Genomic DNA, 18,801 nt, shown 5'->3' with positions numbered 1-18,801 from the left:
GGGCCTTCTGGGAACCATGCCCTTTTTGCCGGGCGTCCCTCGCCGGGTGTCGCGTCACGCGCGGCGGCCGCGGGAAGCGCGGGAGAGCCGTCGCAGCACCGCCCCGCACCGCCGGGCGTACAGCCGCTGGAACAGCGGGACGAGCGGCCCGGCGGCCCGCGCCCACCACACCTCGGGGCGGCTGAAGGCCCGCACCTCCAGCCAGACGGCACCGTCCTCGTCCAGTTCCACGACGAACGCCTCCTCGCCGCGCTCCGGATGCCCCGGCAGCGTCCCGTAGCCGAAGCCCGCCCGCCGCTCGCCGTCCGCCGCCCACACCACCCGGCACGGCGCGTGGATCCGAAGCGGTCCGGCGCCCAGGCCCACCACCACGCGTACCCCGGGCTCGGCGCGCGGGGAGGCGGTGGCCATCTCCACGCCCATGGCGCGGTGCATCCGCCAGGTCAGCACGGCCCGTCCGGCGACCCGGAAGACCTCCCGGCCCGCACCGAGGCGGGTGCGCACCCGCAGCAGTCCGAAGCCCGGCGGGTAGCCGGACGGGTCCCCCTCGAGGGTGGCGCCCGCCCCGGTGTACGTCAGGCCGGCCGCGGGATCTTCCGTGCGGTCGTCGTTCGCGTCCATGGGCGCAGCGTATTGCGCGGTGCCGCGCCGCGCCGTGCCCATGGACGCCCGGCCGCCTACTGCCCGACGCGGCCGGGGCGCAGCACCTTGGTGAACAGCACCGCGCCGCCCTCCTCGCGCAGCCGTACCGTCAGCTCGCCGCTGTCGCCGTCGATGTCCACCTGGCCGTAGAACTGGTAACCCTCGCTCGGGGAGACGTTGCCGCGCTCCGGCGCCTTGACGAAGACCCGCTCGGGGCCGAACGTGCCGTCCAGCGCGCTCGCCGGGAAGGCCCCGGCGTTCAGCGGTCCGGTGACGAACTCCCAGAACGGCGCGAAGTCCCTGAACGCGGCCCGCGCCGGGTCGTAGTGCTGGGCCGAGGTGTGGTGCACGTCCGCGGTCAGCCACACCGTGCCGGTGATCCGCCGGTCGCGGACGAACCGCAGCAGCTCGGCGATCTGCAGCTCGCGCCCCCGCGGTGCGCCCGGGTCGCCCTGCGCCACCGCCTCGACGTGTTCGCCGTCGGAGACGACCAGCCCCAGCGGCATGTCCGAGGCGATCACCTTCCACACCGCACGCGAGCGCGCCAGCTCCCGCTTGAGCCAGGCCAGTTGCTCCGCGCCCAGCACGCCCTGCGGGTCGGAGGTCTCGAGGCCGGGGGAGTTGGCGTTCCGGTAGGTGCGCATGTCCAGCACGAAGACGTCCAGCAGCGGGCCGTGGCGCACCACCCGGTAGATCCGCCCGTCGCGGTCGCGCCGCCGGGAGGAGAGGGGGAAGTACTCGCCGAACGCCTGCCGGGCCCGGGCGGCCAGCACGTCCACGCGCCGCTCGGTGTAGCGGGCGTCGGCGAGGATCTCGCCGGGGTACCAGTTGTTGACCACCTCGTGGTCGTCCCACTGCACGATGGAGGGCACCTGCGCGTTGAAGCGCCGCAGCGACTCGGCCAGGAGGTTGTAGCGGAAGTTGCCCCGGTACTCGTCGAGGGTCTCGGCGACCTTCGCCTTCTCCTCGGTGACCACGTTGCGCCAGGTGCCGCCGCCGGGCAGCGCCACGGTCTCGGTCAGCGGGCCGTCGGCGTAGACGGTGTCGCCGCTGAAGAGGAAGAAGTCCGGGTCCAGGCGGGCCATCTCGTCGAAGACCGGATAGCCGCCGCGGTCGGGGTTGATGCCCCAGCCCTGTCCGGCCAGGTCGCCCGACCACACGAAGCGCACCCCGTCCCGGCGCCGTGCCGGGGCGGTGCGGAAGGTGCCGTGGACCGGCTCACCGGTGCGCCGGGGGTCGTCGGGGTCGGCCAGCACCACCCGGTAGTGGATCTGCCGACCGGGCGGCAGTCCGTGCAGCGCTGTCGTCCCGGTGAAGTCCGTGTCCGGTCCGAGGAGGGGGCCGTGCCAGCGGCGCGGGTTGCGGAAGGACTCCGTGGCGGAGGTCTCCACCAGCATCCGGACCGGGCGGTCCGAGCGCACCCACACCAGGCCGGACGTGGCCGTCACGTCCCCGGTCTGCACCCCCCAGCCGGCCCGCGGCCGTCCCGACAGCGCCAGCGCGGGCGCGGCGGCCGGCACCAGCGCGGCGGTGGGCAGGGACAGCGCCGCCGAGGCGGCCAGCGTGCCGCGCAGAACCGAGCGCCGGGCGGGCGCGGCGCGCTCCGGTGAGTCCTGGTGTGCCATGCGCGAACAACCTCCTGAGCATCGGGTGGAGCGGGTCGTACGGCCGGTCATGGTGGTCGCGCGAGGCGAACGGAGGGGAACCGCGCCGCCGCGTGCGGACCTGTTCCGGGTGAACGCGGCGGTACCCGCCGCACCAGGGTCTCCCGTACCGGGACAGAGGCCGGGCAAGGCACCGGGACAGGCGGGCGGAGAGCACGTGAAAATGACAAGTTCACTTGCCGGTCGAACATTACGCCGCTTCCTCGGTCAGAATCGTTCAAATGTGCCCGAAACGAGTGACACGATGCGTAATCTCGTCGTCACTTCCGCACCACTGGTGGTGCGTCCGCGCGTCGAGCAGGAAGGGGGGTCGCACATGCCCGGAATCGACGAATGCCTGCTCGAAGCCATGACGCTGCCCGGTGCCCGCGGCGCCGCCGTGGTCGACTGGACCAGTGGGCTCGCGCTCGGCGCGGTGGGCGAGCCGTCGTGCGGCGACCATGAGACGACCGCCGCCCGGACGGCCGAACTCGCCCGCACGGCCGCCGAGCACATCGCGTTCACCGCGCCCGGTGACTCCGAACGCGGAAGCGGCGGCGGGGAGTCCGGGCAGGAGCCGGGGCACGGCGGGGGAGAGCCGGTCGAGGACCTCATCGTCACCACCCGCGACGGCTACCACCTGCTGCGCTTCGTCGGGCAGGTCTTCGACGGCGGCCTCTTCATCCACCTGTGGCTCGACCGGGACGGCGGCAACCTAGCCCTCGCCCGCATCCGCCTGCGCCACCTGTCCGAACGGCTGGTGCTCGGATGAGGGCCGCCCTCTCCCCGATGCTCGGCCATCTCGCGGCCCGGCGGGCCACCGGGGCGCTGCTGCGGGGCAACGGGACGCTCTATCTGCGCGACGGCGAGGTCGTCCCACGCGGAGAGCCCCGTCTCCCCGGGGCTGGAGGTGCTGCTCACCCTCGGCGGCAGACTCCCCGCCGAGGGCTGGCGGGAGGCCGTGGAGCGGGCCGGAGCCCGCCGGCAGGTGGCGCGCTTCCTGGTCGACAACGGCCGGCTGACCCGGGGCGAACTGGAGGTCTACCACCTGGGCGCGCTGTACGACGCGGCCTTCTTCGCCCTCGCCCCCGGCAGCGGACCGGCCCGGTTCCGCAGCGGCCTGTCCCACTGGCTGGGGCCCGTGCGGCCGGTTCCGGCAGGGGATCTGCAGCGCGAGGTCCTGCGCCGCAGAAGACTGCTGGAGGATCTGTGGCCGCACCCCGAGGTGGACACCGCCCCGGTGGTCCGGAACCGGCGGACCACCCCTCCCGCCCCGACCCGCAGGCAGCGGGCCCTGCTGGAACTGGCGGACGGGACGCGCACTCCCGCCGACATCGCGCGACGGCTCGGCCGCCCGGCCTTCCACGTGCTGATCGACGTACGGCGGCTGGCCGCAGCCGGGCACATCCAGACCCCCGTGCCCGGGCGGGAGTCCTCCTCCGAGGCCCCGGCGTCCCCGGAGCCCGGGGGCGCCCCGCCCCTGCCCCCGTCGCCCGCGTCCGCCGCCCGGTTCCCGGAGGTGTCCGCCGACCCGGACACCGCCCTGCTGCTCCGGATCCGCGATGCCCTGGAGGCACGCCTGTGATGCACCGAACCGTCCCCGCCGGCCGCGGAGCCCTGCCGTGAGGCGCGCGCTGAAGCAGCTCGCCGGAGCGCGGCAGCCCACCGCGGCCGATCCGGAGGTGCTGCGGGAGCTGCGCATGCTGCGGTCCCGCGTCCCCCACCTGACCGGTGCCCTCGCGGTCGGCGCCGGAGGCGCCCTGCTCGCGGAGGACGCCCCCGGTGCGAGGAGCGGCGCCCTGGCGGCGCTCACCGCCACCGTCCTCGCCGACGCGCTGCGGCTGGCGGAGACCGCCGACCGGGGCCGCTTCCGCGAGCTGCTGGTGCGGGGGGAGAGCGGCTACGTCGGGGCCTACGCGGCGGGCCCCGCCACCTTCCTGGCCGTCCTGGCGGAGCCGCGCGCCAACGTGGGCCGCGTCCACCTGGAGGCCCGCCGGACCGGAGCCCGCATCGCCCGCCTGACCGCGGGCGCGGACGAACGACCGCAGGACGGCTGAGCCGGGCCGGGTCCACCGGTACCGCCCGGCCTGCCCGGGCCCACACCGCGGGCGGGCACGCCCTCGGTGAACCGATATGTCAGAAGAAGACCGGAACGTGCACAGCGGTGCACGCCGAAAGGAAGTGCGACAGCCATGGCCAACGTCGAAACCTCCCTCAAGGAAGCGATGACCGCCATCGAGGGCTCCCTCGGGGCAGCCCTCGTCGACTACACCAGCGGCATGGCGCTCGGCACCGTCGGAGGAGGCAAGGACCTCGACCTGAACGTCGCCGCGGCCGGCAACACCGACGTGGTCCGCGCCAAGGTGCGCACCATGGAGATGCTGGGTCTGAAGGACGAGATCGAGGACATCCTGATCACCCTCGGCGGGCAGTACCACCTGATCCGGCTGCTGAGGGGACGCGGCAGCAACGGCCTCTTCCTCTACCTGGCCCTGGACAAGGCGCGGGCGAACCTCGCCATGGCCCGGCACCAGCTGCGCAGGATCGAGGCGGAGCTGGAGATCTGACGCGGCGGCAGGCCCCCGGCCCCTCTCACGGGTGCCGGGCCGCCTCGGCCAGCAGCCGTACGCCGTGCGCGATCCGGTTCGGCGTCAGATGGGCGTAGCCCAGCACCAGCCGTACGCGCCCGCCGTCCTCGCCGTCGCTCCCCGGCGGTGAGGACGGCGGGCGCGGCGGCAGGTAGTCGGACAGCGGCCGCACCGCCACCCCCGCCCGGGCCGCCCGGGCCAGGAGACGCTCCTGCGGGCCGCACCGGGGCGGCAGTGCGGCGATGACGTGGAGCCCCGCGGCGATCCCCGTCACCTCCGTGCCCCCGATGTGCTCCGCCAGCGCCCGCAGCAGCACGTCGCGCCGCTGCCGGTAGGCGCGTCCGCAGCGGCGCAACTGCCGGTCGTACTCGCCGCGGGCGATGAAGTCGGCCAGCAGCGCCTGGTCCAGGACCGGATGGCCCAGGTCCATGGTCCGCTTGCGTTCCACGATCTCCCCGGCCAGATCGTCCGGCGCCACCAGCCAGCCCAGCCGGAGCCCCGGCGCGAGCGACTTGCTGACCGACCCGGTGTAGGCGACCCGCCGGGGGTCGAGCCCCTGGAGCGCGCCGACGGGCGCCCGGTCGTAGCGGAAGTCCCCGTCGTAGTCGTCCTCGACCAGCAGGCCGTCCGCATCGCGGGCCCAGGCCAGCAGCGCCGAGCGGCGCGCCGCGGAGTAGGCGATGCCGGACGGGAACTGGTGGGAAGGAGTGAGCACCGCGGCCCGCGCCCCGGAAGCGGCCAGATCCCCGGGGAGCAGGCCCTCGGCGTCCAGGCCGACCGGCACGGTGCGCAGCCCGGCCGCCGCGAACAGCGCCGCGTGTTCGGAGCTCCCCGGGGTCTCCACCGCCACCGTCCGCCTCCCGCGCCCGTCCAGGGTGAGGGCCAGCAGCGTCATCGCCTGCGCCACACCCGAGCAGATCACCACCCGTCCGGGATCGGCGGCCACCCCGCGCCGCCGCGTCAGCAGGGCGGCCACCGCCGAGCGCAGTCCGGGCAGCCCGCGCGGATCGGGGTAGCCCAGGGAGTGGTGCGGCAGACCGGCCAGCGCCCTGCGGTGGGCGGCCGCCCAGGCGGCACGCGGGAACAGCGCCGGGTCGGGGGAGCCGGGCCGGAAGTCCACGGCCGGCGCGGCCGTACGCTCCCCGGCGGGCGGGGTGCCCGCCGGTGCGTCGCGCGCGGTGTCGCCCACCCAGGTGCCCGAGCCCCGGCTGCTGGTGAGATAGCCCTCGGCGGTCAGCTGCTCGTACGCCTCCGTGACCAGGCCCCGGGAGACCCCCAGATCGGCGGCGAGTTCGCGGCTGGAGGGCAGCCGGGCGCCGGGTGCCAGCCGGCCCGAGCGCACCGCCTCGCGCAGGCCGGTCTGCAGGACGCGGCCGCGCTGCCGGGGCGGGGCCTCGCGGACGGGCAGCAACAGTCCCCACGCCGCGCTCCCGCCGGGCCCGGCACCCGGCTCCGAACCCGGCGCTCCCCCGTCTCCGCCGCCGCCTTCGCCCGCGCCGGAAGTGGTCCCCGTAACCTCCATGGAAGTGGACCTTAAACCGGTCCGCGCTCCTTCCTAGCGTCGGCTCCATGACATCCTCCTTCGGCCCCTCCCGGGCCGGACACCGCCGCGGCGCCCTGCTCGCCGCCGTCGCCTGCTGCCTGGTCGGCGCCTCCTTCACCGCCAACAGCGTGCTCGGCGACTACCCCCACGCCGGCGGCCAGGCCCTGCGCTACGGACTGGCGTGCCTGCTCCTGCTGCCGCTGCTCGGACGCGGGGCGCTCGCGCCCCTGCGGCTGCTGACCGCCCGTCAGTGGGCGCGCCTCGCCCTGCTCGCCGCCGTGGGCATGGTCGGCTTCAACCTCGCCGTACTGGCCGCCGAGCGGACCGCCGAACCGGCGGTGCCCGGCGTACTGGTCGGCTGCGCACCGGTCGTCGTGGCCGTGGTCGTCCCCGCCCTGGAGGGCCGCCGGCCCGCGCGCGCGGTGGTGTACGGGGCGCTGCTGGTGGCGGCCGGGGCCATGGCCGTGCAGGGCTGGGGACGCACCGACGCCGCCGGACTGCTGTGGTCGGCCGCCGCGCTGGCGGGCGAGGTGGGGTTCGCGGTGATCGCCGTCCCCCTGGTGCGCCCGCTGGGCGCCCGCCTGCTGTCCACGGCCGCCTGCGCCCTGGCGGCGGTGGAGGCCGCGCTGCTCGGCGTGGTACTCGACGGCCGGGCCTGGCTGCGGATGCCGGACCCGGCCGAGGCGGCGGCGCTGCTGTGGCAGGCGGTCGTCGTCACGGTGGTCGGTTTCGTCTGCTGGTACGCGGCCGTCGGCCGTATCGGCGCGGAGCGGGCCACGCTCTTCTCCGGGCTCATCCCCGTCTGCGCGGCACTGACGGCCCCACTGGTGGCCACCGGCTCCTACGGCTGGGCGCAGGCGGGCGGCAGCCTGCTGGTCGGGGCGGGCGTGGCGCTGGGCGCGGGCGCCCGGATCCGCCGCCCGGCCGCGTCCGGGGCGCTGGGGCCGCACGAACCCTCCCGGACACCGGAGGGAGGCGTGCCCGTGCCGTAGCGGGCCACCGCCCGGCGGTCCCGGGGGTGATCCCCCGGCACCTGACCGCCCCTCACCGGTGCGGGCTCCGCGGAGCCCGCACCGGCGCGCCTACAGCCCGCCGCTCACCCGCAGCACCGCCCCGGTGGTGTAGGACGCCTCCGGGGACATCAGCCAGGCGACCGCGCCGGCCACCTCCTCCGGCTCCCCGGGGCGCCCCATCGGGATCACCCCGGCCTTGCGCCAGGGCCGCTGCGGATCGCCCATCGTGGCGTGCATGTCGGTGAGGATCGCCCCGGGCTGCACGGAGTTCACCCGCACCCCGTCGGGCCCCAGTTCCTTGGAGAGTCCGACCGTCATGGCGTCCAGCGCCGCCTTGGCCGCGGCGTAGTGGACGTACTCGCCGGGACTGCCGAGCGTGGCCGCGCACGAGGAGACGGTGACGATCGAGCCACCGAAGCCGCCGTGCCGCGTGGACATCGCCAGGGCCGCGCGCCGGGCGCACAGCAGCGTGCCCATGACGTTGACGTCCACCACCCGGCGCATCACCTCGGTGGAGGTCTCGGTGAACCGGCCAAGCGGGCCGGTGATCCCGGCGTTGAGGACCGCGCCCGTGACCGCGCCCAGTTCCCGGGCCGCCTCCTCGAAGAGCGCGTCGACCTCGCTCTCCACGCTGGTGTCCAGCCGCACGGTGACCGCCTCGGCGCCCTCGGCGCGCACCGCCCGCGCCGTCTCCTCGGCCGCCTCGCGGGAGTGCTGGTAGCCGACCGCGACGCGGTGTCCGGCCCGTGCCAGCCGCCGGGCGACCGCCGCCCCGATGCCCCGGCTGCCGCCGGTGACGACCGTTACCCGCTGCTCCATGCCCGCCCTCGCCCTCGTGTCGCCCTCATGACGGTTCCGTCGCCGCCCTCTTGCCGCTCGCACGGCCGCTTCCCGGCGGTCCGCCCTGTCGCTCCGGCACGCTAGCGGGCCGGATTGGTCTTGACCAAGTGGGCCGTCGCTCCCTAAGGTCGGCATACGCAACAACCTTTAAAAAAGAAGCGCGCATAAATCCCGGCGGGACACGGCGACTGCGGAGGCAAGGGTGGGGACCACGCGACTGGAGACGGTGCCGGAACCGAAGTACCGGCACCTCAAGACCGTGCTGTCGGAGGCGCTCGACTCGGAGTTCGCGGTGGGGGAGATCCTGCCGAACGAACGGGAGCTCGCCGCGCGCTTCGGAGTCGCCCGTGCCACGCTCCGTCAGGCCCTGGAGCAGCTGGAGCTGGAAGGGCGCCTCCAGCGCCGCCGCGGAGTGGGAACCACCGTCGCCCCGCCGCGCGTCGGCGTCGACGTGAACCCCGTCCGGCACAGCTGGCCCGGCGCCCCGGGCGATGCCTGGCAGACCGAGGACTGCGAGGAGTCCGCACCGCCCGCCGCGGTGGCCAGGACGCTCGGAGCGGACACCGACGGGCCGGTGTACGCCGTCCACCGCGTCCGCACGGCCCACGGTCAGGCGGTCGCCACCGAGACGCTGTACGTACCGGCCGCATCGGTGCCGGGGATGTCCGGCATCGAGACCGAGGCGGGGGCCGCCCGCGGCCGTGCCGTCCTGCGCGAGCTGAACCGCCTCGAACTGGGCGGCCAGGAGAGGGCCGTGGAGCTCGGCTCCGCCCGGGCCGAGGACGCCAGGCGGCTCGACCGGCTGCCGGGCGCACCCGTCCTCGTCGTCACCACCCGCTACCTCGCCGCGGGCGGCACCGCGGCGGTCGCGCTCTCCACCTACCGGGCCGACACCTGCCGCCTCACCTTCGGCGACTCCGCCGGGGCCTCGCTGCTGGCGAGCTGAACCGCGCGCCGCGCGCCCGCCGGCGACGGGACGTCAGCGGGCGACGGCGCCCTCCACGGCGAACAACTCCTCCTCGACGTGATCGAGTGCCAGCCGCAGCGCGCCGGTCGCGATGGCCTCCCCGCCCAGCAGGGACAGCGCGACCCGCGGCGGCCGCAGGCAGTAGCGCTCCAATTCGCGGCGGAGCGGGTCCAGCACCCCGTCCAGCCCGGTGGCCCAGCCGCCGACGACCACCAGCTCCGGATCCAGGGCCAGCACCAGCGCGGCCACATCGTGCACCAGCCGCCGTATGAACCGCTCGACGGCCTGCCGCGCCCGCTCGTCCCCCTCGCGCGCCAGGGCGAAGACCCGCGCCACCGCCGCCTCGTCCAGCGGGTGCAGGGGCTCGCCGGTGGTGGACAGCAGATGCTCGGGGGTGGCCTCCCGCCCCAGCAGGTGCAGTGCGCCGATCTCCCCGGCCGCGCCGCCGAAGCCGCGGTGCAGCCGCCCGCCGATCAGCGAGCCGGCGCCCGGGCTCAGCCCGGCCAGGACGAACACCGCGTCGTCCACGCCGACGGCCGCGCCCTTCCAGTGCTCGGCCAGCGCGGCGGCGTTGGCGTCGTTCTCCACCAGCACCGGGCAGCGGAACGACCGCCGTAGCCGCTCGCCCAGCGGCAGGCCGGTCCAGCCCGGCAGCGCCGTGCACAGCCGCACCATGCCGTCGGCCTCCACGATCCCCGGGCTCCCCACCCCCACCGCGCGCAGGGTGCTGCGCGGCACCTCGCAGGTGCGCAGCAGCTCGGCGACCACCGCGCGCGCCCGCTCCAGCCGCTCGTCGGCCGTAGCCTGCTCGGAGACCGCGCGCCCGACCGTGCCCAGCCGCCGCCCGCACAGGTCGGAGAGGACGGCGGCCACCCGGTGCGGGCCGATCTCGACACCGAGCAGATGGCCGGCCTCGGCCCGGAAGCGGTAGCGGCGCGCCGGCCGCCCCTGCCGCCGGACGTCACCGGTCCCGACGGCGGCCTCGGCCGCCAGCCCGGCCTCCACCAGTTGCTCCACCACGCCCTCGACCGTCGGCCGGGACAGCTCCGCGGCCTGGGCCAGATCGGACAGCGTCGGTGGGCCGTCGGCGGCGCGCAGCGCGCGCAGGACGACGGCGGAGTTGATCCTGCGCAGCAGGGAGGGGTCCCTGCCGGTGAGCCGTCCCAACGTCCGCCTCCTGGGAAGTGCGCATGTGTGGCCGGATCGTATCCGGTGAGCGCGGGAGGAGCGAGAGCCGGGTGAGACGCCCCCCGGGAGGGCGGGCCGGACGTCAGGGCGGGCCGTCGAACGCGGCGGTCCGCAGCCGGCCGTACTCCTCGGCCATCGTCTCCAGCGTCCAGTGGGCGTTGAGCCCGCTGGGGTTGGGCAGCACCCACACCCGGGCGCCGCCGATCGCCGCCTGCTGAGGGCCTGTCCGGGCCTTCCGGTCCCCGAAGGCGGCCCGGTAGGCGGTCACCCCGACCATCGCGAGCCACTCCGGGCGCAGCCGCGCCACCTTCCCGGCCAGCACCCGCCCGCCCGTGCGGTACTCCTCGGGCGTCAGCTCGTCGGCACGGGCGGTGGGGCGGGGCGAGATGTTGGTGATGCCCAGGCCGTAGGAGAGCAGCTCGTGCTGCTCCGAGGGCTTCAGCCGCCGGGGAGTGAAGCCGGAGGCGTGCAGCACCGGCCAGAAGCGGTTGCCCGGGTGGGCGAAGTGGTGGCCCAGCCGGGCGGTCGTCAGCCCGGGGTTGATCCCGCAGAACAGCACGCGCAGCCCCTCGGCGACGATGTCGGGGACGGTGCGGGCGCGCAACGCCTCCATCTCCTCCCCGGTCATCCCCGTGTCGGCCGCCTCCTCGCCGGAGGCACCCCTGCCGGGGGTCCGGTCGGATGTGGTCCTCCTGGTCATGGCCCTCCCTGGCGGTCCTTCCGGGGCTCTCCTTCCCGGAAGGACCTCAGGCAGTCGGGGGGACGGTCAGAGGATCGCGCCCGGGGTGTAGGAGGCGGCCTCCGGGCGGCGCTTCGCGATCTCCTCGATCCGGGCCACCACCGCGGCGACCTGGTCGCCGGCCGCGCCGGTGAAGGACAGCCGGTCGGCCAGCAGGGCGTCCAGTCCCTCCCTCTCCAGCGGGATGCGCTCGTCCGCGGCCAGCCGGTCCAGCAGCTCGTTGCGCTCGGCCCCCTCGCGCAGCGCCAGCGCCGAGGCCACCGCGTGCTCCTTGATGGCCTCGTGGGCCGTCTCCCGGCCGACCCCGGCCCGCACCGCGCCCATCAGCACCTTGGTGGTGGCCAGGAACGGCAGGTAGCGGTCCAGCTCGCGGGCGACGACCGCGGGGAAGGCGCCGAACTCGTCCAGGACCGTCAGGAAGGTCTCCAGCAGGCCGTCGAGGGCGAAGAAGGCGTCCGGCAGAGCGACACGGCGCACCACCGAGCAGGAGACGTCCCCCTCGTTCCACTGGTCGCCCGCGAGCTCGCCGACCATCGAGGCGTAGCCGCGCAGGATGACGGCGAAGCCGCCCACACGCTCGCAGGAGCGGGTGTTCATCTTGTGCGGCATCGCCGAGGAGCCGACCTGGCCCGGCTTGAAGCCCTCGGTCACCAGCTCGTGCCCGGCCATCAGCCGGATGGTCTTGGCCAGTGAGGAGGGCGCGGCGGCCAGCTGCACCAGCGCGGTCACCACCTCGTAGTCCAGCGAGCGCGGGTAGACCTGGCCGACGGAGGTGAAGGTGTGGCCGAAGCCCAGGTGCGAGGCGATCCGCTCCTCCAGCTCGGCCAGCCTGCCTCCGTCCCCGCCCAGCAGGTCCAGCATGTCCTGGGAGGTGCCCACCGGTCCCTTGACGCCGCGCAGCGGGTAGCGCGCCAGCAGCTCCTCCAGCCGCGCGTGGGCCACCAGCAGTTCGTCGGCGGCGGTCGCGAAGCGCTTGCCCAGGGTCGTGGCCTGTGCGGCGACGTTGTGCGAGCGCCCCGCCATCACCAGTTCGGAGTGCTCGGCCGCCAGCCGGCCCAGCCGCGCCAGCGCGGCCACCGCGCGGTCGCGCACCAGCTCCAGCGACAGCCGGATCTGGAGCTGCTCGACGTTCTCGGTCAGGTCCCGGGAGGTCATGCCCTTGTGCACGTGCTCGTGCCCGGCCAGCGCGTTGAACTCCTCGATCCGCGCCTTCACATCGTGGCGCGTGACCTTCTCCCGCTCGGCGATCGAGGCCAGATCGACCTCCTGGAGCACCCGCTCGTAGTCGGCCAGGGCCTGCTCCGGCACCTCGACGCCCAGGTCCTTCTGGGCACGCAGCACGGCGAGCCACAGCCGCCGCTCCAGTACCACCTTGTGCTCGGGGGACCACAGTCGGGCCAGCTCCGCGGAGGCGTAGCGGCCTGCCAGGACGTTCGGGATGCGCGGCTTGTCAGTCACACCCGGGGATTCTACGGGTTGTCCTCGCAGGCCAGCGGCGCCAGGTCGGGCGCGGGGTACCGGCCCCGGTCCACGGCCGGACCCAGCGGTGCCAGATCGGGCCGCTTGGGCGTCAGCCCGTCGCCCGAGGAGCGCCCGGTAAGCCGCCGGCCGATCCACGGGAGCAGATGGCGGCGGGTGAAGCGCAGGTCGGCGACGCGGCGCGCGTACCAGCCGGGCAGGACGGCGGGCGGCAGGGCCGCGTGCCAGTCGGCCTCGGCCTCGTGGCCCAGCCGCTGCCAGACGGCCTCGGCCACCCGCTCGTGCCCCTCGGCGGTCAGGTGCAGCCGGTCGTCGGCCCACATCCGCGGATCGCCCAGCGCCTCGCAGCCGTACAGGTCCACCACCAGGGCGCCGTGCCGCCCGGCCAGATCGTCGATGAAGCCGAAGAGGTGCTCCATGCGCGCCCGGTAGCGCTCCAGCACCGGTCCGCGCCGCCCGGGGCTGCGCATCAGCACCAGATGGCGGCACGCGGGGGCGAGCCTGGCGACCGACTCCTCCAGCAGGCCGCACACCCGGCCCATGTCGCACTTGGGGCGCAGCACGTCGTTGAGGCCGCCGACCAGCGTCACCAGATCCGCGCCCATGGCGGCGGCCACATCCACCTGCTCCCCGGCGATCTGCTGGATCAGCTTGCCGCGTACCGCCAGGTTGGCGTAGCGGAAGCCGTCGGTGCGCGCGGCGAGACGGGCGGCGAGGAGATCCGCCCAGCCGCGGTAACTGCCGTCCGGCAGCAGGTCCGACATGCCCTCGGTGAAGGAGTCCCCGAGGGCGACGAAGCTGGTGATGGCGGGCGGGGCGGGCGAGTCGGTTGCACTGTCCATGGCGCGGAACATGGTAACCGACCGCTCGGTACGTGCCTTCTTCCGGGCACGTCTCCCGGGGTGCGCCCGCCCCGCCCCGCCGTCAGCGGCCCACCAGCTCGCGCAGCACGTCCTCCATGGTGACCAGCCCGACCGCGCGCCCGTCCGTGCCGATCACCGCCGCCAGGTGGGTGGCGCTGCCGCGCATCGCGCCCAGCACGTCGTCCAGCGGCGTCGTCGCCCGCACCCGGGCGATCGGCCGCAGCGCCGCGACGGGGAACGGAGCGTCGCGGTGCACCGCGTCGAGCGCGTCCTTGACGTGCAGGTAGCCCAGAGCCCTGCCCCGGTCGTCCACCACGGGGAAGCGGGAGAACCCGCTGCGCGCGGAGAGCTGCTCCAGCCCCTCGGGGGTGACGCCGAACGGGGCGAAGACGACGCGGTCGGTGGGCCGCACGACGTCCTCGACCGGGCGGCGGCCCAGCTCCAGCGCGTCGCGCAGCCGCTCCGTGGCGCGCTCGTCCAGCAGCCCGGCCTCGCTGGAGTCGGCCACCAGACGGGCCAGCTCGTCGTCGGAGTAGGTCGCCGAGACCTCGTCCCTGGGTTCCACCCGCAGCAGCTTCAGCAGGCCGTTGGCCAGGGCGTTGACACCGAAGATCACCGGCCGCAGGGCCTTGGTGAGCGCGACCAGCGGCGGCCCCAGCAGAAGCGCCGTGCGCTCGGGCGCCGCCAGCGCGATGTTCTTCGGCACCATCTCGCCGAGCAGCATGTGCAGGTACGTCGCCACCGCCAGCGCGATCACGAAGGCGATCGGATGGACCAGGCCCTCCGGCACGCCGGCGAGCTGGAACACCGGCTCCAGCAGGTGCGCGATCGCGGGCTCGGCGACCACGCCCAGCACCAGGGTGCACAGGGTGATGCCCAGCTGGGCGGTGGCCATCAGGGCCGACACGTGCTCCAGGCCCCACACCACGCCGCGCGCCCGCTTCTCGCCGCGCTCGGCGAGCGGTTCGACCTGGCTGCGGCGCACCGAGATCATCGCGAACTCCGCGCCCACGAAGAAGGCGTTGGCGATCAGGGTCAGCAGGCCGATCAGCAGTTGGACGGCGGTCATCGGTCCGCCTCCCCGCTCCGGGCACCCACCCGGGCCCCGCGGCGCCCGGGGGCGTCCCTGGAGCCGCCGTGGCCGCCGCCGGCCCGGTCGTGGTCGTCCCGGCCGCCGTCGTGGCCGTCCCCGTCCCTGTCCCCGTCACCGGGTTCGGGCGGAGCGGTCAGCCGCACCCCGGCGGCCCGCCGCCCGGTCGCGTCCACGACCTCCAGCCGCCAGCCGGCGACCTCCAGGACATCGCCCACGACCGGGATGCGGCCCAGTTCGGTGGCGATCAGCCCGGCCAGGGTCTCGTACGGGCCGTCCGGGGCGCGCAGGCCGATCTCCTCCAGCCGGTCGGTGCGGGCCGCGCCGTCCGCGTCGTAGACGGTACGGCCCTCCTCGTCCGCGCCCACCGGGACCAGATCGGGGGTCTGGAGCGGGTCGTGCTCGTCACGGACCTCGCCCACGACCTCCTCGATGATGTCCTCCAGGGTGACGACCCCGGCGGTGCCGCCGTACTCGTCGATCACCACCGCCATGCTGTTGCCTCCCTGCTTCCCCGACAGCCGGTCCAGCAGCCGGTCCACGGTCAGCGACTCCGGTACGGGCACCGGCTCGCGCAGCAGCCCGGTGACCGGGTAGCCGGCGCGGCGGCCGGCGGGGACGGCGATCACGTCCTTGACGTGGGCGACGCCGACCACGGTGTCGAGGTTGCCGCGGTAGACCGGGAAGCGGGACAGGCCCGTCGCCCGGGCGGCGTTGACCACGTCCTGCGCGGAGGTGTTCTCCTCCAGCGCGATGACCTGGACGCGCGGCGTCATCACGCTCTGCGCGGTCAGCTCGGAGAGCCGGATGGTGCGGACGAACAGTTCCGCGGTGTCCGCCTCCAGGGCGCCCTCCTTCGCCGAGTGGCGCGCGAGCGCGACCAGCTCCTGCGGGGAGCGGGCCGAGGCCAGTTCCTCGGTGGGCTCCAGGCCGAGCCGGTGGAGGACCCGGTTGGCGGTGTTGTTCAGATGGGTGATCAGCGGCCGGAAGGCGGCGCTGAAACCGCGCTGCAGGCCGCCGACCCGGCGGGCGACCGGCAGCGGCCGGGAGATCGCCCAGTTCTTCGGCACCAGCTCGCCGACGACCATCAGCACCACCGTGGACAGCACCGTGCCCGCCACCAGCGCCACCGAGGACGCCGCCGAGGCGGGCAGTCCGGCCGCCCGCAGCGGGCCGGACAGCAGCCGCGCGGTCGAGGACTCGGAGAGCATGCCGATGATCAGGCCGGTCACGGTGATGCCGAGCTGCGCGCCGGAGAGCTGGAAGGTGAGGGACCGCACAGCCTTCAGAGCGCTGTCGGCGCCGGCCTCGCCGCGCTCGGCGGACCGCTCCAGATCGCCGCGTTCGACGGTGGTGAGCGAGAACTCCGCCGCGACGAACACGGCACAGGCCAGGGTCAGCAGCAGCGCCAGGAGCAGGAGGAGTACTTCGGTCACCGGGTCACCTCCGTCCCCTGGTCCGCAGGGACGGGGAGAGGCGCTCGGCGGCCGCGTCCGCGGCCGGTTCCACTGCCGGCTCTGCTGCCGGTACTACTGGGAGGCTCGCCCATGGGCGGACGCTCACACACCTTTCTCTGGGATGTTTCCTTCGGAGCGCGCGCCGTGGACACGGCGGCCGCGGCACACGGCTCGGACGCGCGATGGGCAGTCCATCGTATGCGAGCCGCCGCGCGTTCCCCGGGGCCGCCGGTCCGCCGCCGGGCCGGGCCCGTCAGCCCAGCGGCTTCACCCATCGGCTCCACTGCGGCTGCGGCGCGTACCCCGCCGCGCGCCAGGCGTGGTGGGCGGAGGTGTTGTGGTCGAGCACCATGGCGTCGCCCCGGCGCCCGCCCAGTGTGGTGAACCGCGCCTCGGCCGCCGCCAGCAGGGCCGAGGCCACACCGCGGCGGCGGTGCGCCGGATGGACCGCGAGCCGGTACAGATGGCAGCGCCAGCCGTCGAAGCCCGCTATCACCGAGCCGATCACCGGCCCGGCCGCCGGCGCTCCGGCGGCCGGGGGCTCCCCGTGGTCCCCGCCGGGCACGGCCAGCAGCAGGGCCCCCGGGTCCCGGTCGATCAGCCGGGCCACTCCCGCACGGTCGTCGCTGATGCTCGTCCCCTCCGCGGCCCGGGCCCAGAAGGCCAGGACGGCGTCGACGTCCGAGGCCAGGGCGGTCCGGATCCGGAGGCCGGAGCCGTTCACAAGATCGTCCATGGCCGTATCCCAGCACCGGCAGGGCGGCGCACGCGCGGTGTTTCGGCATGTGGTCACCAGGGGCGTCAAACGCCCCGCAACTCCTCGATCACCTCTGCGAAGACCTCCATGTACGGTTCGAGCACGCAGATGTAGCTGAAGCCGTACCGCTCGCGGTGGGCGCGCACCTGGTCGGCGATCTGCCCGACGCTGCCGGTGAGCAGGGCCGGATGCTCCAGGAGTTCGTCCTCCGTCGCGCCCAGGGCGTACGGGACCAGCTCGCGGGCCACCGCGCGCCGGTCGTCGGTGACGACCACCCGCTGGACGAGGTAGTTCAGCTCGGCGGGTTCCTCCCGGCCGGCGGCGAAGCGGTGGTAGGCGGCCGTCCGCTCCTCCAGGTCGCCGGGGCTGATCAGGTGGATGACGCCCTCGGGCGCGCCGGGGGCCTGCCGGGCGCCGGTGAAGGCGGCGATGTCGGCGTGACGGGCGGCCAGCCGCAGCACCCGGTCGCCGTTGCCGCCGACCAGCAGCGGCGGGCGGGGCCGCTGCCGGGGCGCGGGGACGTGCTCGGGGTCGGACAGCAGCCGGTCCAGTTCGGCGACGGTGTGCTCCAGGTGGTCCACCCGCTCGCCCGGCGATCCCCACGGCAGCCCGGCCCGTTCGTGCTCGGAGCGCACGTATCCGGTGCCCAGCCCCAGTTCCAGCCGCCCGCCCGTCAGCCGGTCGCAGGTGGCGACCTCACGGGCCAGCAGTGCGGGGTTCCAGAATCCGGCGTTGAGCACGAAGGTGCCCACGCGGGGCCGCCGGGTCGCCTCGGCCGCGGCTACCAGCGCCGGGAACGGCGCGGGCGCGCCGAGGTGGTCGGGTACGAGCAGCACGTCGTACCCCAGCTCCTCGGCGCGGCGGCACTTGGCGCGCCAGGCGTCGCGGGAGTCGAGGGCGACCAGGTTGACGCCGAAGCGGAACGGTCGTGTCACACGGCTCTCCTCACGGTCCGGGGCGGGGGAGGGGGTCGGGTCCCGGGCGGGGCCGGGGACGCGCGATCAGGGTGCCCGGCCGTGTCCTGGAGGAGTCGCGGGGCCTTCCGGAGACGGCGGGGCGGGCCGGGGGTCAGTACTGCCGCACGGGGTCGAACCGCTTCATCCGCTCCAGGACGGCCCCTGCGGTGGGGCGCGGCATCTCGTCGACGATCCGCCCGTCGGCCAGGAAGAGCACATGGTCGGCGTGGGCCGCGGCGCCCGGGTCGTGGGTCACCATCACCACCGTCTGCCCCAGGTCGTCGACCGCCCGGCGCAGGAAGTCCAGCAGTTCCAGCCCGGAGCGGGAGTCGAGGTTCCCGGTCGGTTCGTCGGCGAAGACCAGCCTCGGGCGGGAGGCCAGCGCGCGGGCGCACGCCACCCGCTGCTGCTGGCCGCCGGAGAGCTGGGCGGGCCGGTGCCCGAGGCGGTCCCGCAGCCGGAGCGTGTCGACCACCGTGTCCAGCCACCGTGGATCCGGCCTGCGGCCCCCGATGTCCATGGGCAGCGTGATGTTCTCCAGGGCCGTCAGAGTGGGCAGCAGATTGAAGGACTGGAACACGAAGCCGATCTCGTCCCGCCGCAGCCGCGTCAGTTCCGCGTCCCCCAGCCCGGTGATCTCGGCGTCGCCGACCCACACCCTCCCCGCGGTGACGGTGTCCAGCCCGGCCAGGCAGTACATCAGCGTCGACTTGCCCGAACCGGACGGGCCCATCACCGCGGTGAACCGGCCCTCGACGATGTCGGCGTCCACCGAGTCCAGTGCCACCACGGCCGTCTCGCCGCTGCCGTAGGTCTTGGTCAGCCCGCGGGCCCGGGCGGCGGACCGCCCCGCCTTCGGAGCCTCGCTCGCCTTCCGCGCGTCAGTGGACACCGCACCTCCCGGCTCGGACGGACGGCTCCCTCGCGGGAGCCGGGACGACTGACAGGTCCGTACCCGGTGCGGGGCCATCCATCCACGAGGCGGCGCGGGGAGCCGTCCGTCCGAGCCGGGAGATCACGGCTGTGAGGCAACCGG

The 18,801-nt window shown here is 75.1% G+C and carries 18 protein-coding genes and 1 pseudogene; 6 read left to right on the top strand and 13 right to left on the bottom strand.

Annotated elements, in window-relative coordinates:
* Positions 1 to 54 precede the first annotated feature (54 nt).
* Together ACW69E_RS23800 and ACW69E_RS23795 are read right to left on the bottom strand one after the other, a co-directional pair.
* Positions 55 to 621 carry a DUF1990 family protein gene (locus ACW69E_RS23800; RefSeq protein ID WP_457500328.1) on the bottom strand — a complete coding sequence of 189 codons (567 nt, stop codon included), beginning with the start codon at positions 619 to 621 and terminating at the stop codon, positions 55 to 57.
* A 56-nt stretch (positions 622 to 677) separates the two neighbouring features.
* Entirely contained in the window at positions 678 to 2,267 is a 1,590-nt protein-coding gene (locus ACW69E_RS23795; protein WP_457500327.1) for an alkaline phosphatase D family protein, read from the bottom strand.
* 355 nt (positions 2,268 to 2,622) lie between these two features.
* Between ACW69E_RS23795 and ACW69E_RS23790 the strand changes: the two genes are divergently transcribed.
* From ACW69E_RS23790 to ACW69E_RS23775, 4 genes and pseudogenes are all read left to right on the top strand, one after another.
* A complete protein-coding gene (locus ACW69E_RS23790; protein WP_457500326.1) occupies positions 2,623 to 3,057 on the top strand; it encodes a hypothetical protein in 435 nt (144 codons plus the stop codon).
* Positions 3,054 to 3,870: pseudogene (locus ACW69E_RS23785) on the top strand (transcriptional regulator). The gene ACW69E_RS23790 and the pseudogene ACW69E_RS23785 overlap by 4 nt, the downstream one beginning before the upstream one ends.
* Before the next feature lie 37 nt (positions 3,871 to 3,907).
* On the top strand, positions 3,908 to 4,342 hold the full coding sequence (locus ACW69E_RS23780) for a roadblock/LC7 domain-containing protein (protein WP_457500325.1): 435 nt from the start codon (positions 3,908 to 3,910) through the stop codon (positions 4,340 to 4,342).
* 135 nt (positions 4,343 to 4,477) lie between these two features.
* Positions 4,478 to 4,852: a hypothetical protein gene (locus tag ACW69E_RS23775; RefSeq protein WP_457500324.1), complete on the top strand. Its 375-nt coding sequence runs from the start codon at positions 4,478 to 4,480 to the stop codon at positions 4,850 to 4,852.
* Between the two features lie 25 nt (positions 4,853 to 4,877).
* Here ACW69E_RS23775 and pdxR read toward each other — a convergent pair whose 3' ends face one another.
* Positions 4,878 to 6,395: a MocR-like pyridoxine biosynthesis transcription factor PdxR gene (gene pdxR, locus ACW69E_RS23770; protein ID WP_457500323.1), complete on the bottom strand. Its 1,518-nt coding sequence runs from the start codon at positions 6,393 to 6,395 to the stop codon at positions 4,878 to 4,880.
* A 47-nt stretch (positions 6,396 to 6,442) separates the two neighbouring features.
* Between pdxR and ACW69E_RS23765 the strand changes: the two genes are divergently transcribed.
* Positions 6,443 to 7,408, top strand: a complete 966-nt coding sequence (locus ACW69E_RS23765; protein WP_457500322.1) for an EamA family transporter — start codon at positions 6,443 to 6,445, stop codon at positions 7,406 to 7,408.
* A gap of 90 nt (positions 7,409 to 7,498) precedes the next feature.
* On the opposite strand, the gene ACW69E_RS23760 is transcribed toward ACW69E_RS23765, so the two are convergent.
* On the bottom strand, positions 7,499 to 8,248 hold the full coding sequence (locus tag ACW69E_RS23760) for an SDR family oxidoreductase (protein ID WP_457500321.1): 750 nt from the start codon (positions 8,246 to 8,248) through the stop codon (positions 7,499 to 7,501).
* Between the two features lie 223 nt (positions 8,249 to 8,471).
* Between ACW69E_RS23760 and ACW69E_RS23755 the strand changes: the two genes are divergently transcribed.
* Complete coding sequence (locus ACW69E_RS23755; RefSeq protein WP_457500320.1) at positions 8,472 to 9,215, top strand: GntR family transcriptional regulator; 744 nt, start codon at positions 8,472 to 8,474, stop codon at positions 9,213 to 9,215.
* A gap of 33 nt (positions 9,216 to 9,248) precedes the next feature.
* Here the strand turns inward: ACW69E_RS23755 and ACW69E_RS23750 are convergent, their stop codons facing one another.
* The 9 genes from ACW69E_RS23750 to ACW69E_RS23710 all read right to left on the bottom strand — a co-directional run bounded on the left by ACW69E_RS23750 (position 9,249) and on the right by ACW69E_RS23710 (position 18,657).
* Positions 9,249 to 10,403, bottom strand: a complete 1,155-nt coding sequence (locus ACW69E_RS23750) for an ROK family protein (protein ID WP_457500319.1) — start codon at positions 10,401 to 10,403, stop codon at positions 9,249 to 9,251.
* Positions 10,404 to 10,506: 103 nt separating this feature from the next.
* The gene (mug, locus tag ACW69E_RS23745; RefSeq protein WP_457500352.1) at positions 10,507 to 11,052 is read right to left on the bottom strand and encodes a G/U mismatch-specific DNA glycosylase; all 546 of its coding nucleotides are present in this window, start codon (positions 11,050 to 11,052) and stop codon (positions 10,507 to 10,509) included.
* Positions 11,053 to 11,190: 138 nt separating this feature from the next.
* The gene (gene purB / locus ACW69E_RS23740; protein ID WP_457500318.1) at positions 11,191 to 12,621 is read right to left on the bottom strand and encodes an adenylosuccinate lyase; all 1,431 of its coding nucleotides are present in this window, start codon (positions 12,619 to 12,621) and stop codon (positions 11,191 to 11,193) included.
* 11 nt (positions 12,622 to 12,632) lie between these two features.
* Positions 12,633 to 13,484: an SGNH/GDSL hydrolase family protein gene (locus ACW69E_RS23735; protein WP_457500317.1), complete on the bottom strand. Its 852-nt coding sequence runs from the start codon at positions 13,482 to 13,484 to the stop codon at positions 12,633 to 12,635.
* 82 nt (positions 13,485 to 13,566) lie between these two features.
* Positions 13,567 to 14,574: a hemolysin family protein gene (locus tag ACW69E_RS23730; RefSeq protein ID WP_457500316.1), complete on the bottom strand. Its 1,008-nt coding sequence runs from the start codon at positions 14,572 to 14,574 to the stop codon at positions 13,567 to 13,569.
* Positions 14,571 to 16,031 carry a hemolysin family protein gene (locus ACW69E_RS23725; RefSeq protein WP_457500315.1) on the bottom strand — a complete coding sequence of 487 codons (1,461 nt, stop codon included), beginning with the start codon at positions 16,029 to 16,031 and terminating at the stop codon, positions 14,571 to 14,573. Before ACW69E_RS23725 ends, ACW69E_RS23730 begins: the two co-directional genes overlap by 4 nt.
* 274 nt (positions 16,032 to 16,305) lie before the next feature.
* Entirely contained in the window at positions 16,306 to 16,788 is a 483-nt protein-coding gene (locus ACW69E_RS23720) for a GNAT family N-acetyltransferase (RefSeq protein WP_457500314.1), read from the bottom strand.
* A 65-nt stretch (positions 16,789 to 16,853) separates the two neighbouring features.
* Positions 16,854 to 17,744: an LLM class F420-dependent oxidoreductase gene (locus ACW69E_RS23715; RefSeq protein ID WP_457500313.1), complete on the bottom strand. Its 891-nt coding sequence runs from the start codon at positions 17,742 to 17,744 to the stop codon at positions 16,854 to 16,856.
* Positions 17,745 to 17,877: 133 nt separating this feature from the next.
* Positions 17,878 to 18,657, bottom strand: a complete 780-nt coding sequence (locus ACW69E_RS23710) for an ABC transporter ATP-binding protein (protein WP_457500312.1) — start codon at positions 18,655 to 18,657, stop codon at positions 17,878 to 17,880.
* Positions 18,658 to 18,801: the final 144 nt, after the last annotated feature.

It is taken from the genome of Streptomyces sp. SS8 (assembly GCF_054072955.1).
The sequence above is the reverse complement of the archived record's forward strand: the minus strand, read 5'-3'. Positions and strand labels throughout refer to the sequence as shown.

Coding starts and splice junctions, on each gene's coding strand:
- ACW69E_RS23800 (WP_457500328.1), bottom strand. CDS start 621: ATGGACGCGAACGACGACCGCACGGAAGATCCCGCGGCCGGCCTGACG.
- ACW69E_RS23795 (WP_457500327.1), bottom strand. CDS start 2,267: ATGGCACACCAGGACTCACCGGAGCGCGCCGCGCCCGCCCGGCGCTCG.
- ACW69E_RS23790 (WP_457500326.1), top strand. CDS start 2,623: ATGCCCGGAATCGACGAATGCCTGCTCGAAGCCATGACGCTGCCCGGT.
- ACW69E_RS23775 (WP_457500324.1), top strand. CDS start 4,478: ATGGCCAACGTCGAAACCTCCCTCAAGGAAGCGATGACCGCCATCGAG.
- pdxR (WP_457500323.1), bottom strand. CDS start 6,395: ATGGAGGTTACGGGGACCACTTCCGGCGCGGGCGAAGGCGGCGGCGGA.
- ACW69E_RS23765 (WP_457500322.1), top strand. CDS start 6,443: ATGACATCCTCCTTCGGCCCCTCCCGGGCCGGACACCGCCGCGGCGCC.
- ACW69E_RS23760 (WP_457500321.1), bottom strand. CDS start 8,248: ATGGAGCAGCGGGTAACGGTCGTCACCGGCGGCAGCCGGGGCATCGGG.
- mug (WP_457500352.1), bottom strand. CDS start 11,052: ATGACCGGGGAGGAGATGGAGGCGTTGCGCGCCCGCACCGTCCCCGAC.
- ACW69E_RS23735 (WP_457500317.1), bottom strand. CDS start 13,484: ATGGACAGTGCAACCGACTCGCCCGCCCCGCCCGCCATCACCAGCTTC.
- ACW69E_RS23730 (WP_457500316.1), bottom strand. CDS start 14,574: ATGACCGCCGTCCAACTGCTGATCGGCCTGCTGACCCTGATCGCCAAC.
- ACW69E_RS23720 (WP_457500314.1), bottom strand. CDS start 16,788: ATGGACGATCTTGTGAACGGCTCCGGCCTCCGGATCCGGACCGCCCTG.